At 42.7% G+C, this 23,277-nt stretch carries 21 protein-coding genes and 1 pseudogene; 14 read left to right on the forward strand and 8 right to left on the reverse strand.

Going from position 1 to position 23,277, the window contains the following annotated elements:
- Nucleotides 1-74: 74 nt before the first annotated feature.
- On the forward strand, nt 75-689 hold the full coding sequence (locus ACTS60_RS07755; protein WP_010451264.1) for a LysE family translocator: 615 nt from the start codon (nt 75-77) through the stop codon (nt 687-689).
- A gap of 160 nt (nt 690-849) precedes the next feature.
- Here ACTS60_RS07755 and ACTS60_RS07760 read toward each other — a convergent pair whose 3' ends face one another.
- Together ACTS60_RS07760 and ACTS60_RS07765 are read right to left on the reverse strand one after the other, a co-directional pair.
- Nucleotides 850-1,071 carry a hypothetical protein gene (locus ACTS60_RS07760; RefSeq protein WP_440887811.1) on the reverse strand — a complete coding sequence of 74 codons (222 nt, stop codon included), beginning with the start codon at nt 1,069-1,071 and terminating at the stop codon, nt 850-852.
- A gap of 503 nt (nt 1,072-1,574) precedes the next feature.
- Nucleotides 1,575-3,008 (reverse strand): glyceraldehyde-3-phosphate dehydrogenase, encoded by a 1,434-nt coding sequence (locus ACTS60_RS07765; protein WP_440887776.1) that lies wholly within the window; start codon nt 3,006-3,008, stop codon nt 1,575-1,577.
- Between the two features lie 610 nt (nt 3,009-3,618).
- On the opposite strand from ACTS60_RS07765, the gene ACTS60_RS07770 reads away from it, so the two are divergent.
- Together ACTS60_RS07770 and ACTS60_RS07775 are read left to right on the forward strand one after the other, a co-directional pair.
- On the forward strand, nt 3,619-6,252 hold the full coding sequence (locus ACTS60_RS07770) for an ATP-binding protein (protein ID WP_440887812.1): 2,634 nt from the start codon (nt 3,619-3,621) through the stop codon (nt 6,250-6,252).
- Between the two features lie 59 nt (nt 6,253-6,311).
- Nucleotides 6,312-7,304 carry a Gfo/Idh/MocA family protein gene (locus ACTS60_RS07775; protein ID WP_440887777.1) on the forward strand — a complete coding sequence of 331 codons (993 nt, stop codon included), beginning with the start codon at nt 6,312-6,314 and terminating at the stop codon, nt 7,302-7,304.
- A gap of 65 nt (nt 7,305-7,369) precedes the next feature.
- Here the strand turns inward: ACTS60_RS07775 and ACTS60_RS07780 are convergent, their stop codons facing one another.
- Nucleotides 7,370-8,707, reverse strand: coding sequence for an MATE family efflux transporter (locus ACTS60_RS07780; protein ID WP_440887778.1), 1,338 nt, complete (start codon nt 8,705-8,707; stop codon nt 7,370-7,372).
- A gap of 123 nt (nt 8,708-8,830) precedes the next feature.
- Nucleotides 8,831-9,145, reverse strand: a complete 315-nt coding sequence (locus tag ACTS60_RS07785; protein ID WP_005373603.1) for a DUF496 family protein — start codon at nt 9,143-9,145, stop codon at nt 8,831-8,833.
- 237 nt (nt 9,146-9,382) lie between these two features.
- Here ACTS60_RS07785 and ACTS60_RS07790 point away from each other — a divergent pair, with 237 nt between their 5' ends.
- The 5 genes from ACTS60_RS07790 to luxQ all read left to right on the forward strand — a co-directional run bounded on the left by ACTS60_RS07790 (nt 9,383) and on the right by luxQ (nt 14,543).
- Nucleotides 9,383-9,586 (forward strand): hypothetical protein, encoded by a 204-nt coding sequence (locus ACTS60_RS07790; protein WP_440887779.1) that lies wholly within the window; start codon nt 9,383-9,385, stop codon nt 9,584-9,586.
- 93 nt (nt 9,587-9,679) lie between these two features.
- On the forward strand, nt 9,680-10,333 hold the full coding sequence (locus ACTS60_RS07795; RefSeq protein ID WP_440887780.1) for a YceH family protein: 654 nt from the start codon (nt 9,680-9,682) through the stop codon (nt 10,331-10,333).
- On the forward strand, nt 10,330-10,635 hold the full coding sequence (locus tag ACTS60_RS07800) for a GIY-YIG nuclease family protein (RefSeq protein ID WP_440887781.1): 306 nt from the start codon (nt 10,330-10,332) through the stop codon (nt 10,633-10,635). Before ACTS60_RS07795 ends, ACTS60_RS07800 begins: the two co-directional genes overlap by 4 nt.
- A gap of 225 nt (nt 10,636-10,860) precedes the next feature.
- The gene (locus ACTS60_RS07805; RefSeq protein WP_440887782.1) at nt 10,861-11,958 is read left to right on the forward strand and encodes an autoinducer 2-binding periplasmic protein LuxP; all 1,098 of its coding nucleotides are present in this window, start codon (nt 10,861-10,863) and stop codon (nt 11,956-11,958) included.
- Nucleotides 11,958-14,543, forward strand: coding sequence for a quorum-sensing autoinducer 2 sensor kinase/phosphatase LuxQ (gene luxQ / locus ACTS60_RS07810; RefSeq protein ID WP_440887783.1), 2,586 nt, complete (start codon nt 11,958-11,960; stop codon nt 14,541-14,543). The genes ACTS60_RS07805 and luxQ overlap by 1 nt, the downstream gene beginning before the upstream one ends.
- A gap of 17 nt (nt 14,544-14,560) precedes the next feature.
- On the opposite strand, the gene ACTS60_RS07815 is transcribed toward luxQ, so the two are convergent.
- The gene (locus ACTS60_RS07815) at nt 14,561-15,223 is read right to left on the reverse strand and encodes a PilZ domain-containing protein (protein ID WP_440887784.1); all 663 of its coding nucleotides are present in this window, start codon (nt 15,221-15,223) and stop codon (nt 14,561-14,563) included.
- Nucleotides 15,224-15,358: 135 nt separating this feature from the next.
- A complete protein-coding gene (locus ACTS60_RS07820; protein ID WP_440887785.1) occupies nt 15,359-16,303 on the reverse strand; it encodes a DMT family transporter in 945 nt (314 codons plus the stop codon).
- Nucleotides 16,304-16,450: 147 nt separating this feature from the next.
- On the opposite strand from ACTS60_RS07820, the gene ACTS60_RS07825 reads away from it, so the two are divergent.
- Both ACTS60_RS07825 and ACTS60_RS07830 read left to right on the forward strand, forming a co-directional pair.
- On the forward strand, nt 16,451-16,906 hold the full coding sequence (locus ACTS60_RS07825) for an Lrp/AsnC family transcriptional regulator (RefSeq protein ID WP_440887786.1): 456 nt from the start codon (nt 16,451-16,453) through the stop codon (nt 16,904-16,906).
- A gap of 62 nt (nt 16,907-16,968) precedes the next feature.
- Nucleotides 16,969-17,592 carry a class I SAM-dependent methyltransferase gene (locus tag ACTS60_RS07830; RefSeq protein WP_440887787.1) on the forward strand — a complete coding sequence of 208 codons (624 nt, stop codon included), beginning with the start codon at nt 16,969-16,971 and terminating at the stop codon, nt 17,590-17,592.
- A 429-nt stretch (nt 17,593-18,021) separates the two neighbouring features.
- Here ACTS60_RS07830 and ACTS60_RS07835 read toward each other — a convergent pair whose 3' ends face one another.
- The gene (locus ACTS60_RS07835) at nt 18,022-18,387 is read right to left on the reverse strand and encodes a hypothetical protein (protein ID WP_440887788.1); all 366 of its coding nucleotides are present in this window, start codon (nt 18,385-18,387) and stop codon (nt 18,022-18,024) included.
- 285 nt (nt 18,388-18,672) lie between these two features.
- On the opposite strand from ACTS60_RS07835, the gene ACTS60_RS07840 reads away from it, so the two are divergent.
- From ACTS60_RS07840 to secF, 4 genes are all read left to right on the forward strand, one after another.
- On the forward strand, nt 18,673-19,341 hold the full coding sequence (locus tag ACTS60_RS07840; protein WP_440887789.1) for an SH3 domain-containing protein: 669 nt from the start codon (nt 18,673-18,675) through the stop codon (nt 19,339-19,341).
- A 132-nt stretch (nt 19,342-19,473) separates the two neighbouring features.
- Nucleotides 19,474-19,947: a hypothetical protein gene (locus ACTS60_RS07845; protein ID WP_440887790.1), complete on the forward strand. Its 474-nt coding sequence runs from the start codon at nt 19,474-19,476 to the stop codon at nt 19,945-19,947.
- Between the two features lie 173 nt (nt 19,948-20,120).
- A complete protein-coding gene (gene secD, locus ACTS60_RS07850) occupies nt 20,121-21,959 on the forward strand; it encodes a protein translocase subunit SecD (protein WP_440887791.1) in 1,839 nt (612 codons plus the stop codon).
- Nucleotides 21,960-21,961: 2 nt separating this feature from the next.
- Nucleotides 21,962-22,864, forward strand: coding sequence for a protein translocase subunit SecF (secF, locus tag ACTS60_RS07855; RefSeq protein ID WP_440887792.1), 903 nt, complete (start codon nt 21,962-21,964; stop codon nt 22,862-22,864).
- Between the two features lie 133 nt (nt 22,865-22,997).
- Here the strand turns inward: secF and ACTS60_RS07860 are convergent.
- Nucleotides 22,998-23,264 (reverse strand): annotated as a pseudogene (locus tag ACTS60_RS07860) (hypothetical protein).
- Nucleotides 23,265-23,277: the final 13 nt, after the last annotated feature.

Raw genomic sequence — 23,277 nt, forward strand, 5'->3', positions numbered from 1 at the left:
GCTAGTATGAAAAACTTTGATTTCTACTTATACCTATTCCGTTGATAGATTAGCGTCAAAGAGGGGAGATTCTTATGACACTAACAGTTTGGTTATCACTTTTTACCGTGTGTTTATTAGGGGCGATGTCACCAGGCCCAAGTTTAGCCATTGTTGCTAAACACTCGTTGGCGGGTGGTCGTGTTAATGGTTTCGCAACGGCTTGGGCGCACGCATTTGGTATTGGGATTTACGCGTTCATCACTTTAATTGGTTTAGCGGTAGTACTTCAGCAGAGCCCATTGCTGTTCAAGACCATTAGCCTTGCTGGTGCGGCTTACTTGGCATATTTAGGGTTCAATGCATTGCGCTCAAAAGGTGGCGTAGCAGCAAAGTTGGAGTCTGGCGAAGAGACAACGGTCATTCAATCTGCGCGAGAAGGCTTTTTGATTTCGATTTTAAGCCCGAAAATTGCTTTGTTCTTTATCGCACTATTTAGCCAATTTGTGGCACTAGGAAATGATCTCAGTAATCAAATGATCATCGTGGCGACGCCATTTGTTGTCGATGGTTTGTGGTACACCTTTATCACGTTGGTACTGTCCAACTCACGCGTCGTTGATCGTATTCGTTCAAAAGCAGTACTCATTGACCGACTGTCTGGCATCGTTTTAATGCTCTTGGCAGTGCGAGTGGTAGTGACGATTTAATCAAGCTGAGAACACGACGAACAGAAGGAAGAAAGGTTACCGAAATGGTAGCCTTTTTTGCGTACGGCAAACAAAAAAACATCCTAACTCTAAACGAGATAGGATGTCAGCAAGGAAGGTTACTCAGGAACATAGGGGGAATGTGGAACCTTCATAAGCGTTAACGACGAACTTCTTCAAACTCGCCTTCAAGCGCGTCGGATTTGCCCGTATTGAACTCATACTCTTCATGTATTTCTTGCTGCATTTGTTTCACGCGCTTTTCAATACGTTTGCCAGTAATCAGTGCTGCGATGGTCAATGGAATCGCCATGATTAGGCTAAATACCAAAGTAAAAAAGCCAGTAATCAGTGCTAGTGCAGTAACGATAATTCGATTCATAATCATGACCTCTCTTTCAATCTATGGGTTCATATTAATAATCTGAACATGAACGAAACATGAACATACCCAAATAACCTCAAAATTCTAGTTTCAGCAAGATTGTCTTGGTTCGTAGACGCGGCGACGATTTGAAGTTCTAGTGATTCTAAATCGAGAATCGTCAACAAAGTATTCGAGCCAAGACAACTTGCCCTAGGGAGCGTGTTACTAACGCCATTTCTTTGATAAATCCCTCGGCAATAGTGAACTATTACGCAAGCGATTTATCTTTGAACTAGCGCTAGTAACAACGCTCTGAATTCTGAATATTGAGGTCATTTGGGTATCTAACGTTCAATTTCGCATCGATTTGTCTGAGGAATGTCAAACCGCTCAAAAAAGAAAAAACGCCCGAACTAAGCGGGCGTATAAAACGGGGGATAACTGTTATTATTGTTTTAGAACAAATGAGGTGATAGATCGCTACACATTGTGGTTAACGTCGTGGAGCGTAGTTGACCTTATTGAGGGAAAGTCTGGTAACGAACACCCATCATTTGTTCCATACAGTGCACGACTTGGCAGCTGTAACCGAATTCGTTGTCGTACCATATGTACAGTACGCAACGCTTGTCTTGTGCGATAGTTGCTTGACCATCAACTACGCCAGCATGACGAGAACCTACCAAATCACTAGACACAACTTCCGTAGAATCGGTGTAATCGATTTGAGCGGATAGCTCTGAATTGAGCGCCATACCTCGCAAGTACTCATTCAGGGAATCACGGTCGACGTCTTCACCAAGGTTCAAATTAGCAACTGCCATTGAAACGTTAGGTGTTGGGACACGAATCGCATTACCCGTTAGCTTACCTGCTAGCTCTGGTAGGGCTTTTGCTACTGCTTTCGCGGCACCTGTTGAGGTCAGAACCATGTTTAGAGAAGCACTACGACCACGACGATCTCCCGAATGGAAGTTGTCGATTAGGTTTTGATCGTTGGTGTAGGAGTGAACGGTTTCAATATGACCTGAAAGCACACCATATTTGTCATTTAGCGCTTTGAGTACTGGCGTAATAGCGTTAGTTGTACAACTTGCTGCGGAGATAATGGTGTCAGTTTCTTGAATGACAGATTCGTTTACACCAAATACGATGTTCTTAATATCACCTTTGCCTGGTGCCGTTAGAAGTACTTTTTCTGCACCTTTGGACGCTAAGTGTTGGCTTAGGCCTTCAGCATCACGCCAAACACCAGTGTTATCAACCACAAGTGCATTATGAATACCGTAAGCAGAGTAGTCGACATCACTTGGTTGGTTAGCGTAAATGATTTGGATGTAGTTACCGTTAACAATCAGAGCTTTACGCTCTTCATCTACCACAATGCTACCGTTGAATTGGCCATGAACCGAGTCACGTCTTAGCAGACTTGCGCGTTTCTCCAGATCGCCTTTTTTGCCACCTCGAACGACGATCGCACGTAAGCGCAGTGGGTAGCCAGGGCCACTTTTCTCGATTAAAAGTCGGGTTAGTAGACGACCAATTCGCCCAAAACCATAGAGCACAACATCACGAGCTTCGAGGGAGGAATCTGCATCACGTGCGCCACTTAGGGCTGTTTGAAGAAAATCTTCAAGTGCTGATGCATCATCATGATCTTGCCAGTACATATTGGCTAATTGACCAATATCAACACGACATGACGAAATGCTCATTTCGCAAAGTGCTTGGACGATAGGCATGGTTTGTTCTAAGGAGAGAGGGGAGCCTGTATAGCGGCGGGCAATTCGGTGAGTTTTGAGAATGTCGATAGTGGTTGCATTGATCAGTGTTTTACCAAACAGGACAACTTCAATGCCTTTTTGACGATATAGCTTACCAATAAGAGGGGAGATGGATTCGGCAATCGTTTGGCTTGTTTGCCAGTCTTGGAGATATTTCTCTGGACTCATTGTTGTTTCGGACCTTTCACGTTTTGGGGCTGACTTTACTCTCTCCTGTTACCTCTCCGGTAAAGTGTGAGAGTTTGTTATGTAATGTGGTTGTAATAATTTTGTGTGCGAATTGTACGGTGTGACCTCTTATTCTGCTAGGAAAAATAATATGAGATAAATCACCGCATTCTTAGGTATTTACTGTTAAATGTAGGGTGATTTGTATAGCAATTAGTGATATTGACTTTAGTAAAGTTAGATACTTAATTCGCGATGATAACGCTCTAAGTCTTATTTATTCTGATGGATGCAATTTCTAGTTTCAGTAAAAAGGAGATGCGAATCTGTTTGTAAACAAAAATAGTAATCATAAGTCGGGCTTAACAAAGAAATTCCTAGAGAGTCTTAAGTACAAGTCGCTCAGGGCATCAAGTAGGAAAATAGGTTTTCAAAAATTTGTGTTAAGTCACACAAATCTGCACCACACCAGATTTCTTGAGAGAGAGTGGGCTTTTAGGTGTTTCAAAACAAAGAATTTACTCTAGATTGACCCGACCAAAACGACGACAGTATGAAACTGGACTAGTATTTTAGAACGTCAGTTTTTTTCGGTTCTCAAAGCCAAGTGATAACGAAATTATCAATAAAGAGTCGTTTAGCTTTACTTACAATGATGCCCATCGTGGTTATCACATGGTTCGCATTGCTCCAGTTTTCACATACGACACAGCAGGTGGAAAGACTGAACCTAACAGTCAACAATATTCATACGTTAAAGACTATCTCGGATGCAGCCAACTTTGTATATCGCTCTGTGCGAGAGCGACAACATCAAAAAACAGATGTGCTTTCCGTTGAGTTGGAGCTACATCAGCAAGAAGTTCAGCAGTTTTATAACCAGTTTGCTCGTAACCCAAATACACGTGATTTTGCTTTAGAGTGGAAAGAAGAAGCGCTCCATGTGTTTTCATCTCCACTGGATGAAGTTGTTGAATCGGGTGATATTGCCTATCAAATGATGGCATTAATGCTCAAGTCGGTGAATCGGGAATACCACCAATTAGAAAGCGATGATTCTCAATGGACTCAAGACATCATAGCCCATTTGGCTGAGCTGTCTTTCTGGACGCAAAAAGAAGCATGGCTAACCTATACCCTTGCAATCAGCGGTTACACACAACCGAACAGGGACACTCTTATCAAGGTGGTCGATAAACAGCAAGAAAGCCTAGATAGCTTTTTGCTTTTAGGGGCGGATAGCCAGCAAGTTTTCAAGTTACTCGATTTTTTCCAATCAACTCGCTACCGACAGAATGTACAGAGTCGTTCTCAGTTGATTGACGGTAAAATGTCTCAAGTCGAACTTCAGTTCTATCTTGTGGATTTAGATTATCGGCTACAACGGCTACTTCTGTTGATCAAAGGTTTTTCCATTCAAGCGGAAGAGCGTTTGATGTCTGCAGTAGACTATGAAAAAAGAGAGCTTGTTATCATCAATGTTACTGTCTTGCTGGTGGTGACCTTACTATGCTTTTTGGGAGGAACAACTTGGTTTCGCGTCCATTCAAAGCTGGGCGCAATACTTCATGCTCTTCGTGGGAGGGGTGAAAGAGGCAGCAGTGCAAAAATCACGGTAGACGGTAATGATGAGTTTACCGAGTTTGCACGGCAGTTGAATAGCATCATTGAAGAGCAAAGTTTGAAAACAGATGAGCTGGTTAAAACTCGCGAGTCAGCTATTGCAGCGAATCGAGCGAAATCTGTTTTTCTTGCCAATATGTCCCATGAAATCAGAACCCCACTTAATGGCATTATTGGGATGACAGAGATCCTTTCGCACAGTGAGTTAGACAGTCACCAGCAAGAGATCTTAGAAAACATTGATACTTCATCGCACTCATTACTGATTTTGCTCAATGATATTTTAGACCTCTCAAAAATTGAATCCGGTAACCTCAATCTTTCGCTTACAGAAGCAGATATACGAGAGGTAATCTACCAATCGTTGATTCTGTTCCATTCAAAAGCGACCAGCAAGAGTATTGAACTTCACGTTAATCTTGATGAAAGTATTCCTGCTTTGGTGAAAGCAGACGATCATCGAATTAAACAAATCATTACTAATTTGCTTAGTAATGCCATCAAGTTTACGGATGATGGGTATATCTCTGTAGACGTTGGATATCAGCGAAAGAGTGCTTCGAAAGGGGCGTTACACTTTAAAGTTACTGATACCGGCATTGGTATTGATGAGAGCCAGCTGAGTAATATATTTAAACCTTTCACCCAAGAAGATGACAGTATTACTCGTCAATTCGGAGGGACTGGGTTAGGCCTTGCCATATGCCGTCAACTTGTTTCCATGATGGGAGGGGAACTCAAAGCTCAGTCACCTAAGGGATACGGCAGTAGTTTTGAGTTTTCTATTGAGGTTGAAATCGTAAGCCGTCAGCTTTGGCGATCTCAGGTTGTAAAGCGTGGTCTACTCATCTCTGATAACTATCGCTATTCACCTCAACTTGAACGTGAATGTCGATTAGCGGGAATCGTACTAACGGGGGTTGATGATGCAAAAGATGCTTGTGGTCTGAAAGGTGAGTTTGACGTTGTTTTTTATTGTTATAGCCTACACCAAAACATCAATAAAGATCTTGAGCAGTTGGCGCATCGCTATCCTCTCGAAAAAGTCATCGTTTGTCAGCATCATCTATTTACTACTCATATTAATTTAGAGCGGGTTCATGCCTTGCTCACTCAACCGTTTTTAGGCAAGCGTTTCCAAGCTGCAATCACTGAACTGGCTGAGCACCAATTGAGGAAATCTCAATCTCTCGTTGATATAGCAGTAAACGCGCAGCCTTTGGAACCGTTTGCTGGTGGTAAACACAAACGAATCCTTATAGCAGAAGATAACTTGATGAATCAGAAAATTGCCAGTTTCTTCCTAGAAAAGGCGGGGTATGACTATCTCATAACGAGTAATGGGCAAGAAGCATTGGATGCGATCACTCAAGGGGGAGAGTTTGACGCGATATTGATGGATTGCATGATGCCAGTGATGGATGGGTTGACAGCAACGGAAGAGATTCGCCGTTGGGAAGATAAAACGAAAAAACACAAAACAACAATCATTGCGCTTACTGCGAGTGTCTTGGAAGAGGACATACAAAAGTGTTTTTCAGCTGGAATGGACGCTTACTTACCGAAACCCTATAAGTCTCATCAGTTATTTGAGTTGTTTAAAGAGCTAAAGCTTGCTTAAATCGCCCCTGAAAGCTGGACTCTTTGTGGCTTTAAGAACGATAGAGAAAAGGAAGTAACATGTTCAAACTTGCTGTGATCGGGACAAACTGGATCTCTCAACAATTTGTTGAAGCGGCGATTCAGACCAAAGAATTTTGCCTACAAGCGGTTTATTCACGTGATGTCGTGAAAGCGCGTGAATTTGGCGCACCTTACAATGCTGTATCCTACTACGATAGCCTTGATGCATTAGGGGCAGACCCAGACGTTGATGCAGTGTATATCGCCAGCCCTAACTCGCTGCATGCACCACAGGCTGTTAAAATGCTTGAATCTGGCAAGCACGTCATTTGTGAAAAGCCGTTGGCGTCAAATGCTCTTCTGGCCCAAGCCATGTTTAAAGTGGCGGAAGAGAATAATGTCGTATTGTTTGAAGCTTTCATGTCGCCCTACACGCCCAACTTCCAAGTGCTGAAAGACAACTTGTCGACGATTGCTCCTCTTCGTCATGCAACCATCAGTTATTGTCAGTATTCCTCTCGCTATCAGAAATATTTAAACGGTGAGAATCCAAATACCTTTAACCCAGAGTTTTCCAATGGTTCTATCATGGACATCGGTTACTACTGCGTAGGCTCTGCCATTGAGCTATTTGGTGAGCCTAAAAGCATACAAGCAAGCGCTCATCTTTTGCCTTCTGGTGTTGATGGCTGTGGTAGCGTGACTCTGGCTTACGATGGCTTCAATGTGAATTTATTGCATTCAAAGGTGAGCGATTCATTAATCCCAAGTGAGTTCCAAGGCGAGCAGGGTAGCGTACTGGTGGACATGATTGCCACAGGACGCTGTGTTGAACGTATTTTGCGAGGGCAGGACAAAGAAGTGCTGACGTTACCTCAAGAAGAGAACCACATGTTCTATGAAGCGCAGGCGTTTGCCAAACAACTTAAAATCGGCGTGATTGATGAGCAAATGAAGCAGCGTTCATTGACCGTCGCAAAAGTTTTAACCGAAGTAAGAAGACAAACTGGCGTGATTTTCCCTGCAGACAGGGCGCCTTTACTCAGCTAATTTGATCTCTAAACTTGAGAAACGACAAAGCCCTCACAACGAGGGCTTTATTAAATGTGGCTTTCTTAAGCCGTTGCTCGGGCAGGTGCCAGCTTGTGAATCGTTTTTCGATACGTTAAATAAGCTGCGATGCCTGCCATGAGGTTACCTAAGCAAGCGCCAATCAGCAGCCCTTTGATACCGCCCATTTGTGCACCAATCCATAGACACGGTAGGAAGAACAAAAAAAGGCGTAATGCTGAAATAGTTAACGCGGTATATGACTTACCTAAAGCGTTACAAATTGACACCATCAACATACACACCCCAAGTGACCCCAAACTGATAGGGACAATCATTAAGTGCATCTCAAGTACGCTAGTCACTTTCGCATCGCTGGTCATCAGGAGTGCAAGTGGATCAGCAGCAATAAAAGTGATCACTGCAATCAAGAACTGAAAACCTAAGATGAATTTAACGGCAATAGAAACCAGCGCACGAATATCGGTGTAGTTTTTCGCTCCCAATAAGCGTCCGATCATAGGGGGCATCGACATGGTCAGCGCCAATACCGATACAATGGCAAAAAACTCATAGCGCGAGCCCAACGCCCAAGAGGCAACAGCAGCTGTACCAAAGCTAGCAAGCAGCTTAGTGGCTAACATAGAGGACAGAGGTGGCAGTAATTGGCTGATCATCGCTGGCCCCATAATGTTGCCAATCGATGTCACGCTCTTGAGTACATTTAAGTCTTGCCATTGGAATGTGGCCCAGTGGTTTTTCTGCACGCGAGGTGCGACAACCAAGATGCCAAAGCTGAAAGCGATAATGGTCGCAATCGCAGCCCCATTTATGCCCAAATCAAAAGTGAAGATAAACAATGGATCGAGCACTAAGTTTATGCCGCTGGTGACCATCATCATGGTGCCGGGCAGCATAGTGTTACCGTTCGCACGGCAGATGCTGTAATAGAAATACAGCACTGCACCTACCCAAGAGCTTAGTAGCCACCACGGCCAATAGCTGTCGATGATTGGCATGACACTTTCTGGCGCACTAAGCAAAGTAAGAATAGGATAGCGCAGAGACCAAATAAGCAGACCAAAGATGGCTACGCCAACGGATCCGATCATTAGCACCAAGCCGCCCAATTGTTTCGCGTATCGGGCATCGTTCGCGCCCAATGCTTTGGATATCACTGCGGTTGTGGCGATACCTAAACCAACTTGAATACCGATAACCACCATTTGTAAAGGTAGAGTAAAGCCTTGAGCTGCTAGTGGTAGTACGCCCAACTGACCAATGAAGGCACTATCGACAAGCTGGAAGCTCATCAACGACAACACACCAAACAGCATTGGCCATGTCATAGTAAATAGCTGCTTTGCTAAGGTTGGTTGTGTGTTAGAAGAATTAGAAGGCATAGGAGTGTTGCGTGTTTTTGGAACAAAAATTGTTTTTATTGTACACACTGTGCAACAAAGAGACAAAAAGAAACCCCGAGCAAGTTATCCCTGCTCGGGGTTGAAATACTGAACTAGTTGCGCTTATTTTTTGCCGCTAGTTTGCTTGTCTTCTTCAGTCAGTTCGCGAATACGACGGCTGATGTCACGACGAGCTTTAGAGATCTCTGCGCTCTTGATGATGTGATCGTCAACGCGGTCTTCGTAGTCTGCTTTCATGTTTTTAATGATTGCAACGATTTCATCGTGAGTCATTTCTGGTTTGATGTAGTCTAGAAGGTTTTCTAGTAGATCTACACGTTTACGGTTGTCACGGACTTTCTTTTCGTTATCAAGCAGCTCACGTTTTAGTTTGTTTTTACGACGAGCTTGGTTCACGATTTCAAATACGCTACTCATGGTTCCCTTTCCTAATTTGTGAATATCTGATTCGATTAAAGCACAACATCCCGTGGCATAACAGTCTTAAGATCAAACGCAACGTTGAGTTGAGCATTTATTCATCAATTCAGGTGCGGCTTTAACAAACACAGCGAAAAAGCACGATTGTTGTTCAGTTGAGTAGTGAGATGCGTTGTCATAGCGAAGTTCTGGTTATATTATCTGTGTTAATTACTACAGAAAATGAAGCTCGAAATGAACTCTGGGAATATTGCGGAGCCGGTTGAAAGCCAAGATCCTGAAACAAAGGATGAATCTTTGGCCGAAAAACTAAAAGCGGCGTACGTAGACGCAAGAACACAACTCGAAATCACCGAAGTCGAACTTAATCGGTCGAAAATAATGGTGGTGGATGAGAATGGAAAAATGACCAAAGTGTCGATTTTATCAGAGCATTGAGACCTAACCCGATTCGCAAAGGGTGTCAGGTCCATGCACTATGCTTTAGCCTGATACCCAAATTCAAATGCAAAAATAATAAGGAAATGCATTATGAAAGTTGAGCTAACGGCAATTGAAGCAAGAGTAATTGGTTGCTTAATCGAAAAAGAAGTCACGACCCCCGATCAATACCCCCTAAGCCTTAACGCACTGACCAACGCATGTAACCAAAAAAGCAACCGTGAACCAGTGATGTCGCTATCTGAAGCTGATGTACTAGATGCGGTAGATGCATTAATTGAGCGCCGACAAGTCAGTGATGAAAGTAGCTTCAATAGCCGAGTAAGCAAATATCAACATCGATTCTGTAACACTGAATTCGGCGACTTAAAGCTTACAGAACAAGAAAAGGGCATCGTATGTTGTATGCTGCTTCGTGGTGCACAAACACCAGGTGAAATCCGCACACGCACTAACCGTTTAGCGACATTCAACGATGTTAAAGAAGTTGAAAACGTGCTTGAACATCTTGCAAGTGAAGAAAAGGGGCCGCTCGTTGTTAAATTGCCTCGCGAAGCTGGTAAGCGAGAATCACGTTACATGCACCTATTCTGTGGTGAAGTGGATGTCAGTGAACTGGCAGTGGCAAGTGCCGCACCATCTTCTGCGGGTTCTGAACGTATCACCCAATTAGAGCAAGAAGTGGCAGAGCTTCGTGAAGAACTTGCAACTCTGAAAGAACAGGTCGAATCACTGCTTTCATGAGTGATACTGCCGATAAAAACTGGAGCGTCTATTTAATACGTAATAACCGTAATGCGCTATATTGCGGTGTTACTAATAATATTGAGCGTCGTTTCAACCAGCATCAAAGCGGCAAAGGAGCCAAAGCTTTAAAAGGGAAAGGGCCTTTGGTGTTGGAATGGTCAAAAAGCTTTGAGTCAAAAATACACGCCATGAAAGTCGAATATTTCATAAAGCAGTTACCTAAAAACAAGAAAGAAAAAATCGTCATAGGGAACGCGACTCTCAGTTGTGATGACTTCGGTGTGCATTATCTTACTTAGCTAACAAAACCGCCTTACTACGGCGGTTTTTTTCTTGTTTGTAGGTACCAATTCATTGGACTCTAGCTCATAATAGAAACCAAATTCCTCACAAAATTTTATCAAATATAAGTATGGAATTTGTCTTGCGTTATATGGATACAGCGTACTTTCGAAATGGAATGCTTGGCTAGGTACTAAGAATTAAGCCCCACAATGATGGCGGCAAAATAACAAGAGCATAGAATGAAAAAAGCGCTTATATTTTCGCTATTCTCCTTAATTGGTGTTTCTTCAAACGCCTACTCAACCCAGGTACTAGATGGGTACTGGGCGTATCAGGAGTATTTAGAACAATTCCCAAATCAGCGAGCACTCACTGAAAAGTTGGGTGACGCTGTTAGAAATTATCCGGTTCCGTTAAGAACAAAGCAGCCCCATCCACTCAAGATCTCCGTTGTGTACCCGGGGCAACAAGTATCGGATTACTGGGTGAGAAATATTGAAGCTTTTGAGAAAAGGCTAGATAAGCTGAAGATCAGTTATCAAATCAATCAGGTCTTTACACGTCCAAATGCTGATATCAAGCAGCAAAGTGTGTCATTAATGGAAGCGCTTAAAAGTAAATCTGATTATTTGATTTTTACTCTCGATACTACTCGTCATCGTAAATTTATTGAGCATGTTCTAGACTCATCGGAAACTAAACTCATTTTGCAAAACATCACCACACCAGTAAGAGAGTGGGATAAAAGACAGCCGTTTCTCTATGTTGGTTTTGATCATGCCGAAGGAAGCCGTGCATTAGCGCAGGAGTTCGGGAAGCGATTCAAGAAAGAGAGCAAATTTAGTGTTTTGTATTTCTCTGAGGGATACATTAGTGACGTTCGAGGGGACACTTTTATCGAGCATGTTACCCGTGAAAATGGTTTTGCTCTAGAGTCGGCTTTCTATACAAAAGCAACCAAAGTATCTGGGTATCAAGCGGCCAAAATCAGTCTAGAAAAGTACCCAGATATTGATTTTATGTATGCCTGCTCAACCGATGTCGCACTTGGAGCCGCCGAAGCGTTAGATGATCTTGGGCGTGACGATATCATGATCAATGGTTGGGGCGGAGGTTCAGCCGAGCTTAATGCAATACAAGGTGGTCAACTTGATTTCACTGTTATGCGGATGAATGATGATACAGGAATTGCAATGGCTGAAGCGATAAAGTGGGATTTAGAAGGGCAATCTGTCCCTACCGTATTTTCTGGTGATTTTGAGGTAGTGACCAAGTCAGATAAACCGGAACGAATTGAACAACTCAAGAAACGCGCATTTAGATATTCAGATAATTGATGTCAGCTCAGTTAAATTCAACCAAGCGTCGCTCTTTGGCGACGCTGATCACCCGCATTATCGTCGTCGTTTTGGCGCCGATTATCTTTGGAATCTTTGTCCAGAGTTACTACTTCTCCAAACAAATTATTTGGCAGGAAGTTGATCGTAACAAACAGCAAACTTCCTCTTTAATCCATAATATTTTTGATAACCATTTTGCAGCGATTCAAATCCATCACGATAGCAATTCCAAAAGTGAAGTTGTTCGAGACTTCTACTTGGACAGAGACGCTGAAAGACTCAATTATTTCTTTTTAGGTATTGATCAAAGTGACCCTTCACACACGCCGGAGTTTCGATTTCTCACTGATCATCACGGTATTATTTGGGATGATGGTAATGCTCATTTTTATGGGGTAAATGAAGTCATCTTAGCGGGAATGGCGAAGAAGATATCTTTCAGTAGTAATTGGTACTATTTAAATGTCCGCACTTTGATGGGGCAGAGACATATGCTGCTAAGACGTGTACCAGTAATCGATACGTCAACTGGTGAAGTCTTAGGCTACTCATTTATTTCGATTGTTCTAGATAATAACTTTTCTTTGATGGAAAAACTGAAAAGTGAGAGCAATGTAGATAACGTACTTCTGATTGCAAACAATGAATTGCTCGCAAACTCTTTCGATGATGGAGAAAGCTACTCGGATAAAGATATTATTGCACGTCGTGATTCAACAAAAAGACTAGATAAGCTACTGGTTATTGAAACGCCGATAATGGTCAATGCTTCAATGACTGAGCTATGTTTATTGACGGTTCAAGACAACCAGGGTGTTGTATCTCTTCAAATTCAGCATCTCCTAGCAATGTTAGCCTCTATTATTGGCTTATTGATGATCGCATTGATGGCAAAAGAGTGGATGGAAAGCAAGGTTGCAGCGGCCCTTAACACTTTAATGTCCTATACAAAATCAGCCAGTGACGAAGACCGATTTGAGCGATTTGTTGGTTCAGATATTGAAGAGTTCAACCATATTGGTTCGACCTTGGAAAGCACGTTTGAAGAGCTGGATTCACAGAAGCAGTCTTTTCGCGACCTGTTCAACTTTGCATTGTCTCCAATTATGGTTTGGTCTGAGAGTGCAGTACTAATTCAAATGAACCCTGCAGCAAAGCGTGAGCTTATTATTGGTCAAAGTGATTCTGGCCAAGAGGCGATACACCCAGTATTCCAAAAATTTAAAGAAAAATTGACGCCACATTTAAGGATGTCCGCGCAAGGAGCCACGTTAACAGGGGTCAATGTACCCATCGATGGCAAGGTATTTCGTTGGAATTTATCACCGATTCGCGTTGATGGTGGGATAAGTGGAATCATCGTTCAGGGGCAAGATATTACGACACTGATTGAAGCTGAGAAGCAGAGTAACTTAGCGCGTCGAGAGGCAGAAAAATCAGCCCAAGTAAGAGCGGATTTTTTGGCGAAAATGAGCCATGAGATCCGCACTCCAATCAATGGTATCTTAGGTGTGGCTCAATTACTTAAAGATTCCGTTGAACATGATGAACAACGTAAACAAGTCGATGTCTTGTGTCACAGCGGAGAGCATCTACTCGCGGTATTGAACGACATTCTAGATTTCTCCAAGATCGAACAAGGCAAATTTAACATTCAAAAACATCAGTTTTTGTTTGCCGACACCATGCGCACCATCGCTAATATCTATGGCCCTATCTGTCGAAAAAAAGGTGTTGAACTGATTATCGATAATGAGATTGAAGAAAACACTGAGATATTTACGGACCAAGTTCGTCTTAATCAAGTACTCTTTAATCTTATTAGTAATGCGGTGAAATTTACCCCTATAGGCACCATCAGAATCTTCTCTTCACTTGAGCAATTCCATGGCCACGATAGCAGTGTGCTCGTGATAAAAGTTGAAGACACAGGGATCGGGATTGATTCAAACAAACTAGACCAAATGTTTGAGCCGTTTATTCAAGAAGAGGCAACAACAACACGTGAATATGGCGGTAGTGGGTTAGGTTTAACCATTGTTAAAAACTTGGTTGAAATGCTTGAGGGTGATATTCAAGTTAGAAGTGAGAAAGGTAAAGGAACACTCTTTGTCATTACCATCCCGGTGCAAGACCGACTGCGACAAGTCGAGGAGCTTACCCAAGCCCTGAAACTTCCAGCAGAGAAACTGTTTAGTGATGCGTTAAGGGTGTTGCTGGTGGAAGATAACCATACTAATGCCTTTATTCTTCAGGCTTTTTGCAAGAAATATCAGATGCAAGTTGATTGGGCAAAAGATGGTATCGAGGCGATTGAGAAGGTCAAACAGCATCGCTATGACTTGATTTTGATGGATAATCAATTACCACACTTAGGCGGTATTGAAACAACCAAAACCATTCGAGACGTTCTTAACATTGCAACGCCAATTTATGCCTGTACCGCTGATACAATGAAAGAAACAAGCGAAGCGTTTATGGCCGCTGGCGCAAACTATGTTTTGCTTAAGCCAATTAAAGAAAAGGCATTGCATGCTGCATTTATGGACTTTAAGAATCGATTTATTGAGGTAGGGTCTTAGGATTATATAGTCTGTCTTTACAAGTTACCTGATGCAAATGAATACTCTAGAAGCTGAACTTTAAGCTCATTACTCAGTGGTACTTCTGAAGTGAACTTAATACCAACCATCCAGCCTTTGTTCAGCTTTTTGATATTAGCGATAGAGCAAGGGTGGTCTGCTTCAAGGTATTCATCAAGTGGTGATGAAATAGATACCTTATCGCCCACCTCAAATTCAGGCTCAACAAGGCTAGTAAAACCACAACCTGAAATTGAGAAATCGACAAGTGTTCCTTCATATACATCATTTTCATGATTCAGTGTGCATGCTAACTCAATTTTGTAGCGCTCATGTTCTCTAACTGGCTTTGATACAAAGGATGATGGAACCCTTAAGAACAGAAGAGGTGAAGGCCTCTGCTGAACAAACAACGTGGTCGTCTTGAAAGCAATAACATGTCCCAAATCGGTTTTTGAAATGCCTCGGATTACGACATCAATGTTGTCGAGCTTTCGTAAGGCTTGCTCTTCAATAAGTCTAATTGGCACATCCAATAGTAAAAATGCACCTTCTTTTAAGCCGATGAAGGTTGCTGGGTAGGTGTACTTCTCAATTGGTCCAAACTCTAATGTAATGGAGAGTTTGACTCCACTTATGAGGAACTTGGGCAGTTCCTCTCTAGGATGCGTAGATGGCATAATAATAGTAGTTTTGTCATTGATAAATAAAGATTACTTAAAGCTTGGTTCTTTTCAAGCGCAACACTATCAGTGATGCGCTTTGTATCGTGGTCAAATCTCATTTTGTGCAAGATATCACGGATGGTTGGCTTACTAAGGCGCTCGTTTTGATCTTGAAAATTGCGGTGGTCGATAAGTGTCTTGATGGTGTTTTTTCATCAAGACATTGCTCGCGACAATACTACCGATAGTGACAAATGCTAATGCACTTATGGTCACTATATCAGGCTTTTCTGATAGCAAAGGTATGGCAAGTAGAGTGGCTAAAGCTGGAGTTAGTGAACCTAAAGCAGCGCTAGCTTCCGCCCCAATTTTTTTAACGGCATAGAGAAAAGTGAATGAAGCGACGAGTCCGGCACCGATGCCCTGCAACATCAGTTGCCACATTACGTCGCGCCAAGGCCATAGTGTCATAGGGGTTTTCATCAAGTAACTTTCTAGCCACCCGCAGGTGATTGCCAAGCTTAATAGAACGAGAGAAGAAATAGAGACAAATCCAGCGCAGGCATAAGCGTTAAGGTTACTGACTCTAGCGCTAATTGTAAAAACGGCCCACATAAGGCTACCTAGCAAGAACAGGGTATGGCCCTTGAGTTGCTGCCAGTTGTACTCATCGCCAATGTTAGACATCAAAAAAAGTATCACTCCGAATAAAACTGCGCAGAGCCCTAGAACGCGATGATTGGATAATGGTTGCTTATAAAACAATACGGCTATTGCAGAGACAAACAGTGGTAGGGTGCCTGGAATTAATGCGCTTCCATGTGCAACCGGCGCAAAGTGCATTCCCGTTCCCGCGATTATTAGATAAGGCAGCCCACTACCAATGATAAGACCGGCTTTATACCGCTTTGGAACAGCTTTGAGCGAAGGCAAGTATTTCACAACGAATGGCATGAGTATTACGCTAGGAATGATGAACCTAGTGATAGCGATATCTGCAGGTTCAAGCTTTGAATGTACACCAAATTTCAAAGAGATGAAAAAACTGGCCCAAACTAGAAGCGTTGCAAACATTGCACAATAACCAAGCAACATAATAAAAACCCATCAATGTAAATGAATTGTAATTATTACGTGTATTGAGAGATGAATGGTGGCAAACTTTAGCGTGTTTTAAGTCTTGATTAGCAACTGTCGTTAATAATTGGTAGATACTTAGTTAAAATCATCAAGGAGGGTGCGTTGGATAGGATCGACAAAAAGCTATTATCATTGGTACAGCAAGACGCGCGGCTAACAACTGGTGAGCTAGCTGATATGGTTGGGCTTTCGGCATCACCTTGTGCAAGGCGACTAAAGCGTCTCGAACAACAAGGGTATATTAGCGGCTATTATGCGATGCTTGAGCGAGAGAAAGTGGGTATTGCGATGACCGTTTTTGTGGAGATCAGTTTAAATAACCATCAAGCAAACTCGATAGATGAATTTGAGGTGGCGATACTTTCAATGCAAGAGGTAATATCCTGTCATGTGGTATCCGGTGCTTATGACTACTTGCTCGAAGTGGTGAGCCAAGACTTAAAAAACTACGAAGTGTTTACTCGTAAACTTCAGCGGTTGGATAATGTCAAAGATATTCATACGCATCTAGCAATTCGCCAAGTGAAGGGAAGTGGGGAGCTACCTATTTTTCTCTAAGCTCTGCCATTTGATAAAACATCATAGCCTTTTGCCCTCGGAACGACTAGCCAGGAATTCGTGTGAAATTTTTAGATAAACTTAGGATCTATCATTACCATCACAAACGTGAGAAGCAGTTCGATGGTGAGCACTCTCAAATTTTGGGGTGGCAGGACTTGGATAGTCAGATATCGAGATTTGAAGCGTTGTGTGGTGACTTTTGTTTCGAAAATCACTCCGTTTTAGATGTTGGGTGTGGATATGGCGATTTACTCGCATACCTAGAGTCTACAGAGCGCTTTCCAAGTTTTTATACTGGGGTTGATTTGAAGCGGAGTTTTGTGTCTGCGGCTAGGAAGAGAGAATTTCTAACGAACTGTACTTTTTTAAAAGGGGATTTTAGCAAGATGATCCTCAAAAAAAGTGATTTTGTGTTTGCCTCTGGCTCGTTGAACTATCAGACGAGTAATGCAAATCACACGGTGGAGATGATCCGTAAAATGTATGATTTAGCGAATGTTGCGTGCGTTTTCAATTTGCTCGATCAGGATAAACTACCCGCAATGAAACTGTTGGAATCACACAATAAAGAAGGTGTACTGCGGTATTGTAGAATCTTATGCCCAGAGAGCTATTTGATAGAGGGGTATTCTGCTCATGACTTTACAGTGGTTATGCTCAAAAAAGCGGAGTCAGTTTCCTAACTCCGCTTAAGAACTTTTAAGCCTTATTGGTTCTTATATTGTGATATTTCACAATCACCAGTCATTCTGTTTACCTTGAACGAAAATGCAGCTGAATGGTACTCCCTACCGTCACTCCAAATTGTTTCTCCAAAGATTTTACACAAGTCCAAATCATTGATTGAACCGAATTGTTTAACGTGCCTAACTACTGACAAAAACTTGGCTTTAGTAGCATTAGGACAATCCATGTTACTCAAACGATTGATAATCATATGGTTTGCATTATCTCCAGCCAAATATGACTTTTTATTTAATTTTGTTAATGGATAAAGTATCCAAAAAGTGGACGTAAGTAAAGCATTATTGTGACCTGTGTCGCTAAATTTGAATTTGAGCGGTTGAATTCTGACCGTAAATTGGAAGGGGAGTAAAATACCGTTAATAGATTCAATTGGATGGGTTTTGTACACGTAATAAGGTAGCAACTTCTCTGTCGTACTGCGCTTTGAGCGCATCAAATTGAGTTGAAAGTTGGTTGATTTGAGTTCCTAGCTCTAATGCTTGTGTGTGATACCAATCTGCAACGATGTGGTTTACTTGGTATCGCTCTTTTTTACACCCCAATGAGATGTTCTGCCAGTTGTTAGCGTTACTTTCTAAAGCTATGGACAGTTTTCCAACGAGGTTAGCATTCTGTTTAACTTTATTGATAAATAACCGAGAGGCGTTAAGTTGGCTTTCTAATAGGTCCTTCTTACCTTCGGACTGCCAGAGCAGAGAAATATCTGACTCTGAGAAGGTTTGCGTTAACAATCGCCGCTGCTCGTGTTCAAAGAGAAGTTGATTGAAGGTGGTCGCATGCCGATTGTAGGTAGACTCTAATCTATTGAATTGGGTAAGATAATTATTCCATGAATCTTCATTACATTGGGGCTGCTCTTTCGCCAATATAGCAAAAGAACAGCACGTTATTGATGATATGACTAACCATTGTTGAAAAAGTGAATGCATAATGTGCTACTTCGCAATGGGCGCTACTTCCATTATAGAATGCATCTTTAATGTCGCTTAGTGGCCAAAACATTACAGGGAAGGAACATGAAGAAAATCATAATCGCAGTGTTCATTTTGCTTCTATTGGGCGGTGCAGGTGCGGGCTATTATTTCTTTTTTATGCAAAGTGAAGAACCGGAAGCTACGGTTGCTGAGCCTGCTCCTGCTGTCAGTGAGAACCAGGAGGCACCTAAGCCAATAATGGACTTAGAAGCCAAACCTAAGGAAATAACAGAATATTACGTCATCGATCGAAAGATCAGTGTCTTCAACGAACCAAGCGAAGACGGTTTAATCGTCGACTCTCTATATAAGGGAGAAAAGCTTTCTGTTCTTGAAAAGAAAGACGGTTGGTTCCGAATATCTGCTTATATTGTTTATCATGAAGGTGGAGAGGAGACTGCAGAGTGGGTGGCTTCTAAAGGGTTATCTGATGCGGCTCCCGTCATTAAGGAACAGGAGCGCCTTGAGATTCTGGATAGCTATTTAGCTAAATCGGATGATTTAAAAGAGCATCGAAAAGTATTTCGCAGTACCACTCAGAAGTTACTAAAAGATGACACTTGTAAGCCAGAAGACTTTGAAGAGTTAGGTGGATGGGTTCGTTCGATCACTTACAAAACACGAAATGTGTACTTCATATACTGTGGTGGAATAGAACAAGAGAATAAAATCTATCTTGATGTGGATAATGGCGAGATTTTTTATCGATGAGCTATTCCCTAGGGTATTGTTTCTAGCTTAATTATGAATTTAGAATTTTTTAGTTGTTAACTATACACGATGAGAATATTATTCAAGGGTCGGACTGGTTGAGTTCGACTCTTTTATTTTAAGTGAGCAGTTATGCCTTGGTTCTTCATTAGACATCTCTTTTTGTTGCTTTGTGCAATGGCGTTTATGCCAGCACATGCGGCAATGTCTGATGCAGACGTTTCAGTACCAAGTCACTTTAAAATTAAGGTAAATCTTGCAGCTCAGGGGCAGTCGACACCACCGATTGACTTCAAAGAGCTAACAGAAGAACCGGTACAAACCCCTGTGTCTGAAGGGCATGTTAGCCAAGACACCTACGCAATTTTTAACTATCAACGATTTACTTCTCACCTAAGAGAAAATATTGATGATGAACATGTTGATAGTGTTTCCGATCTAACTTCGCCATATTATGCCGATGCAGGCTATGCTTATGGGCTGCATACGACTACATGGCGCCAAAATCGTTCTACTTTTTATCATTTCGTTAGTGACCATCGCCTTTCAGGGTGGAAAGATACTAACGCGATGTATGTTGCCCTCAATAGTCAGTTTTCTGCGTAAACACCATCACTCTGCACATATTGTGCATTCTTAACACGACGTCGCTTCTACATCGACAGGGCAACAGAAGCTCTGGGCATTCTATACCTGAGTATTATTTCAGGTCAGCGTTTTGTCGTGTCTTGAATCTAACTAATTGAAACTTCACGGTTACGTGAAGGGATGATGTTTACATGAAGAAAACACCCGGAACACAAAAGAACAGAAAAGTGCTGAATCACTACTCAGCATGGAAATACGTCGTACTCGTTACGACCGTGATTATCTTAACGTTGAGTGCAATCCCAACTTGGTTTGGTGAGCAACCTTCTATTCAGGTGACGTTTGCTGATCAAAACAACAGTGCGATGTCGTTGGTTCAACTAGACCAACTACTAAAAACACACCATATCCCAGCATCCAAGATCATCGAGAAAGATGGAAAAACCACCATCGTTTTTGATGGAGAAGATGCACAAAGTAAAGCACGTGCGTTATTAAACGAACAACTAGGCCAAGATGACAGTATCACGTTTTCTTACGTTTCTGTCGCGCCAGAATGGCTAAATGAAATGGGTTTTAGCCCGATCAAGCTTGGTCTTGACCTTCGTGGTGGCGTGCAGTTCTTGCTTAATGTTGATGTGAACAAAGCATTCGAAGAACAACGAGATGCACTTGTCGATGAAATCAAAGCTAATCTTCGTGAGCAGCGTATCCGAGGTGTTCAAGTTCGTGCAGAAGCGCACAACCACATCGCAGTGAACAGCGAAAATGAAGACGGTTTGAAAGCAGCAAGTCAGTTCATTCGCCAAAACTACCCTGGTTGGACAATGACGAGCTCTGACCGTGGTTTCGAGCTTCAACCAAGCGAACAAAATATTCAAGAATTCCAAACTACGACACTTCAACAAAACTTGAAGATCATGCGTGGTCGTATTGAGGAGCTTGGCATTACGGAAGCTCTGGTTCAACGCCAAGGTAAAGAGAGTATCCGCATTGAACTTCCTGGTGTTCAAGACCCAGCACAAGCGAAAAACGTTATTGGTGCGACAGCAAGTCTTGCGTTCTATGAAGTAAAAGACGCTAGCCAAGCACGCAGCAGCCAAGATTTGGTTCTTAAAGATAACGACGGCCGTACTGTGATCCTGCAGAAACGTCCGGTTCTTACTGGTGAGCATATTGTGAACGCTCGCGCAGGTGTCGATCAGATGGGTATGTCAGAAGTAAACATCTCTCTCGATCACGCTGGTGGTAAGAAGATGAGTGACTTCTCTGCAACTCATATTGGTAAACCAATGGCAACGGTCTACCGTGAGTACAAAACAGACGAACGTGGTATGACGGAGCGAAGTGAACGTGTAATCAGTGTCGCAACGATTCAATCTCAGCTTGGTAGCCAATTCCGTATTACCGGTGCTGGCAGTATGGATGAAGCACAACAACTTGCACTACTTCTACGTGCAGGTTCTCTAACTGCGCCAGTGACTATTGTTGAAGAACGTACTATCGGCGCTTCTCTTGGTGCAGAAAATATCCAAAATGGTTTTGCAGCACTTGCGCTAGGTATGGGGTTAACCCTTCTATTTATGGCACTTTGGTATCGTCGTCTAGGTTGGGTAGCAAACGTCGCGCTATGTGCCAATATGCTTTGTTTGCTTGGCCTTATCGCATTGCTTCCTGGTGCGGTACTGACTCTACCAGGTATTGCAGGTTTAGTACTGACCGTTGGTATGGCTGTTGATACTAACGTAATTATCTTTGAACGAATTAAGGACAAAATGCGTGAAGGCCGTAGCTTCGCTCAAGCGATCGACTTAGGCTTTGACAGTGCATTTGCCACAATCCTTGATGCCAACATCACCACCATGATCACCGCAGTGATTCTATACGCGATCGGTAACGGTCCAATTCAGGGCTTCGCCTTAACACTAGGCTTGGGTCTGATGACCAGTATGTTTACTGGCGTATTTGCTTCTCGTGCAATGATCAATTTAATTTGGGGCCGCGATGGCCGTCGTGATGTGAGGGTTTAATCATGGTCGAAATGCTAAAACAAAATATCCGTAAGATTCGTTATTTCACTACTGCTGTATCAGCGGTTCTAACAATAATTGCTCTGGTTGCTCTTGGTATGAAAGGGCTTAATCTCGGTCTCGACTTCACTGGTGGTATGGTTACTGAAGTGAAAGTTGATAAACAACTGACTAACCATGACTTGCTTAATGCGCTTCAACCAAAGCTTGGTGAATCAACATCGGTTACCCGTTCTGGTGAAGATGGCCGTTGGGTGATTCGTTACTCTGCGCCGACTGAAGGCCAAACGCTTCCAAGTGTTGCAGATGTTCTTAAGCCAATCTCGCATCAAGTTGATGTGGTGAGCAATAGCATCGTTGGTGCTCAAGTAGGGCAAGATCTGTTTGACCAAGGTGGTTTAGCACTACTGATTTCGGTACTAACCATTCTTGGCTACCTGTGTTTCCGCTTTGAATGGCGTTTGGCGAGTGGTTCGTTATTCGCGTTAGCACATGACGTGATCTTGGTACTTGGCTTCTTTGCTATTACTCAAATGGAGTTCAACCTAACGGTGTTTGCGGCGATACTCGCGATTCTTGGCTACTCATTGAATGACTCGATCATCATCGCAGACCGTATTCGTGAACTACTCGTGGCTAAGCAAAACTGGAAAACCGAGCAGATCAACGACGAAGCGGTACTGGCGACATTCTCCCGTACTATGGTGACATCGGGCACCACTTTGATCACTGTAGGCGCGTTGTGGATTATGGGCGGCTCAGCTCTAGCTGGTTTCTCAACGGCAATGTTTATCGGCGTACTTTCAGGTACGTGGTCATCTATCTCGATTGGTACGGTGCTTCCAGAATGGTTGAAGCTAGAACCAAAACACTACCTACCAGTAGAGATCGACACTGCACCATAATGCTTGGTGTGTAATACCAATCAGAATAGATATCTGGGTAATGTAACCATCTATTTACCCTGATTGGTATAGGTAAAAGTGCTTGCGCCACTCAATATGAGTGGCGCTTTTTTATCTGGAGAAACGAGAGGTGCTATTTCACCCGCATCAGTCGATGTTTGACTGCACCTAAATCAAACTCAATGGCTTGAGAACGCTTCATCGACTCTACTTTGGTGAGCATTACCTCTTTCTAGCCTTTTCTTTTCATCCATTGTAACGGTTCAGAGAAGCTGTCTTCATTGACCACATAAGATTCTCCCTTGTGTTCACCGGCGTAGACATTTACTACCCACACGCGGGCTCGGAAATCCAACATTTCACCTATGGCCTGTTTTAGCTTCGTTAAAAAGTTCTTCATCACTGGTCGCTCG

The sequence above is a fragment of the Vibrio sp. WZ-1 genome, assembly GCF_052037695.1.
Classification (GTDB): domain Bacteria; phylum Pseudomonadota; class Gammaproteobacteria; order Enterobacterales; family Vibrionaceae; genus Vibrio.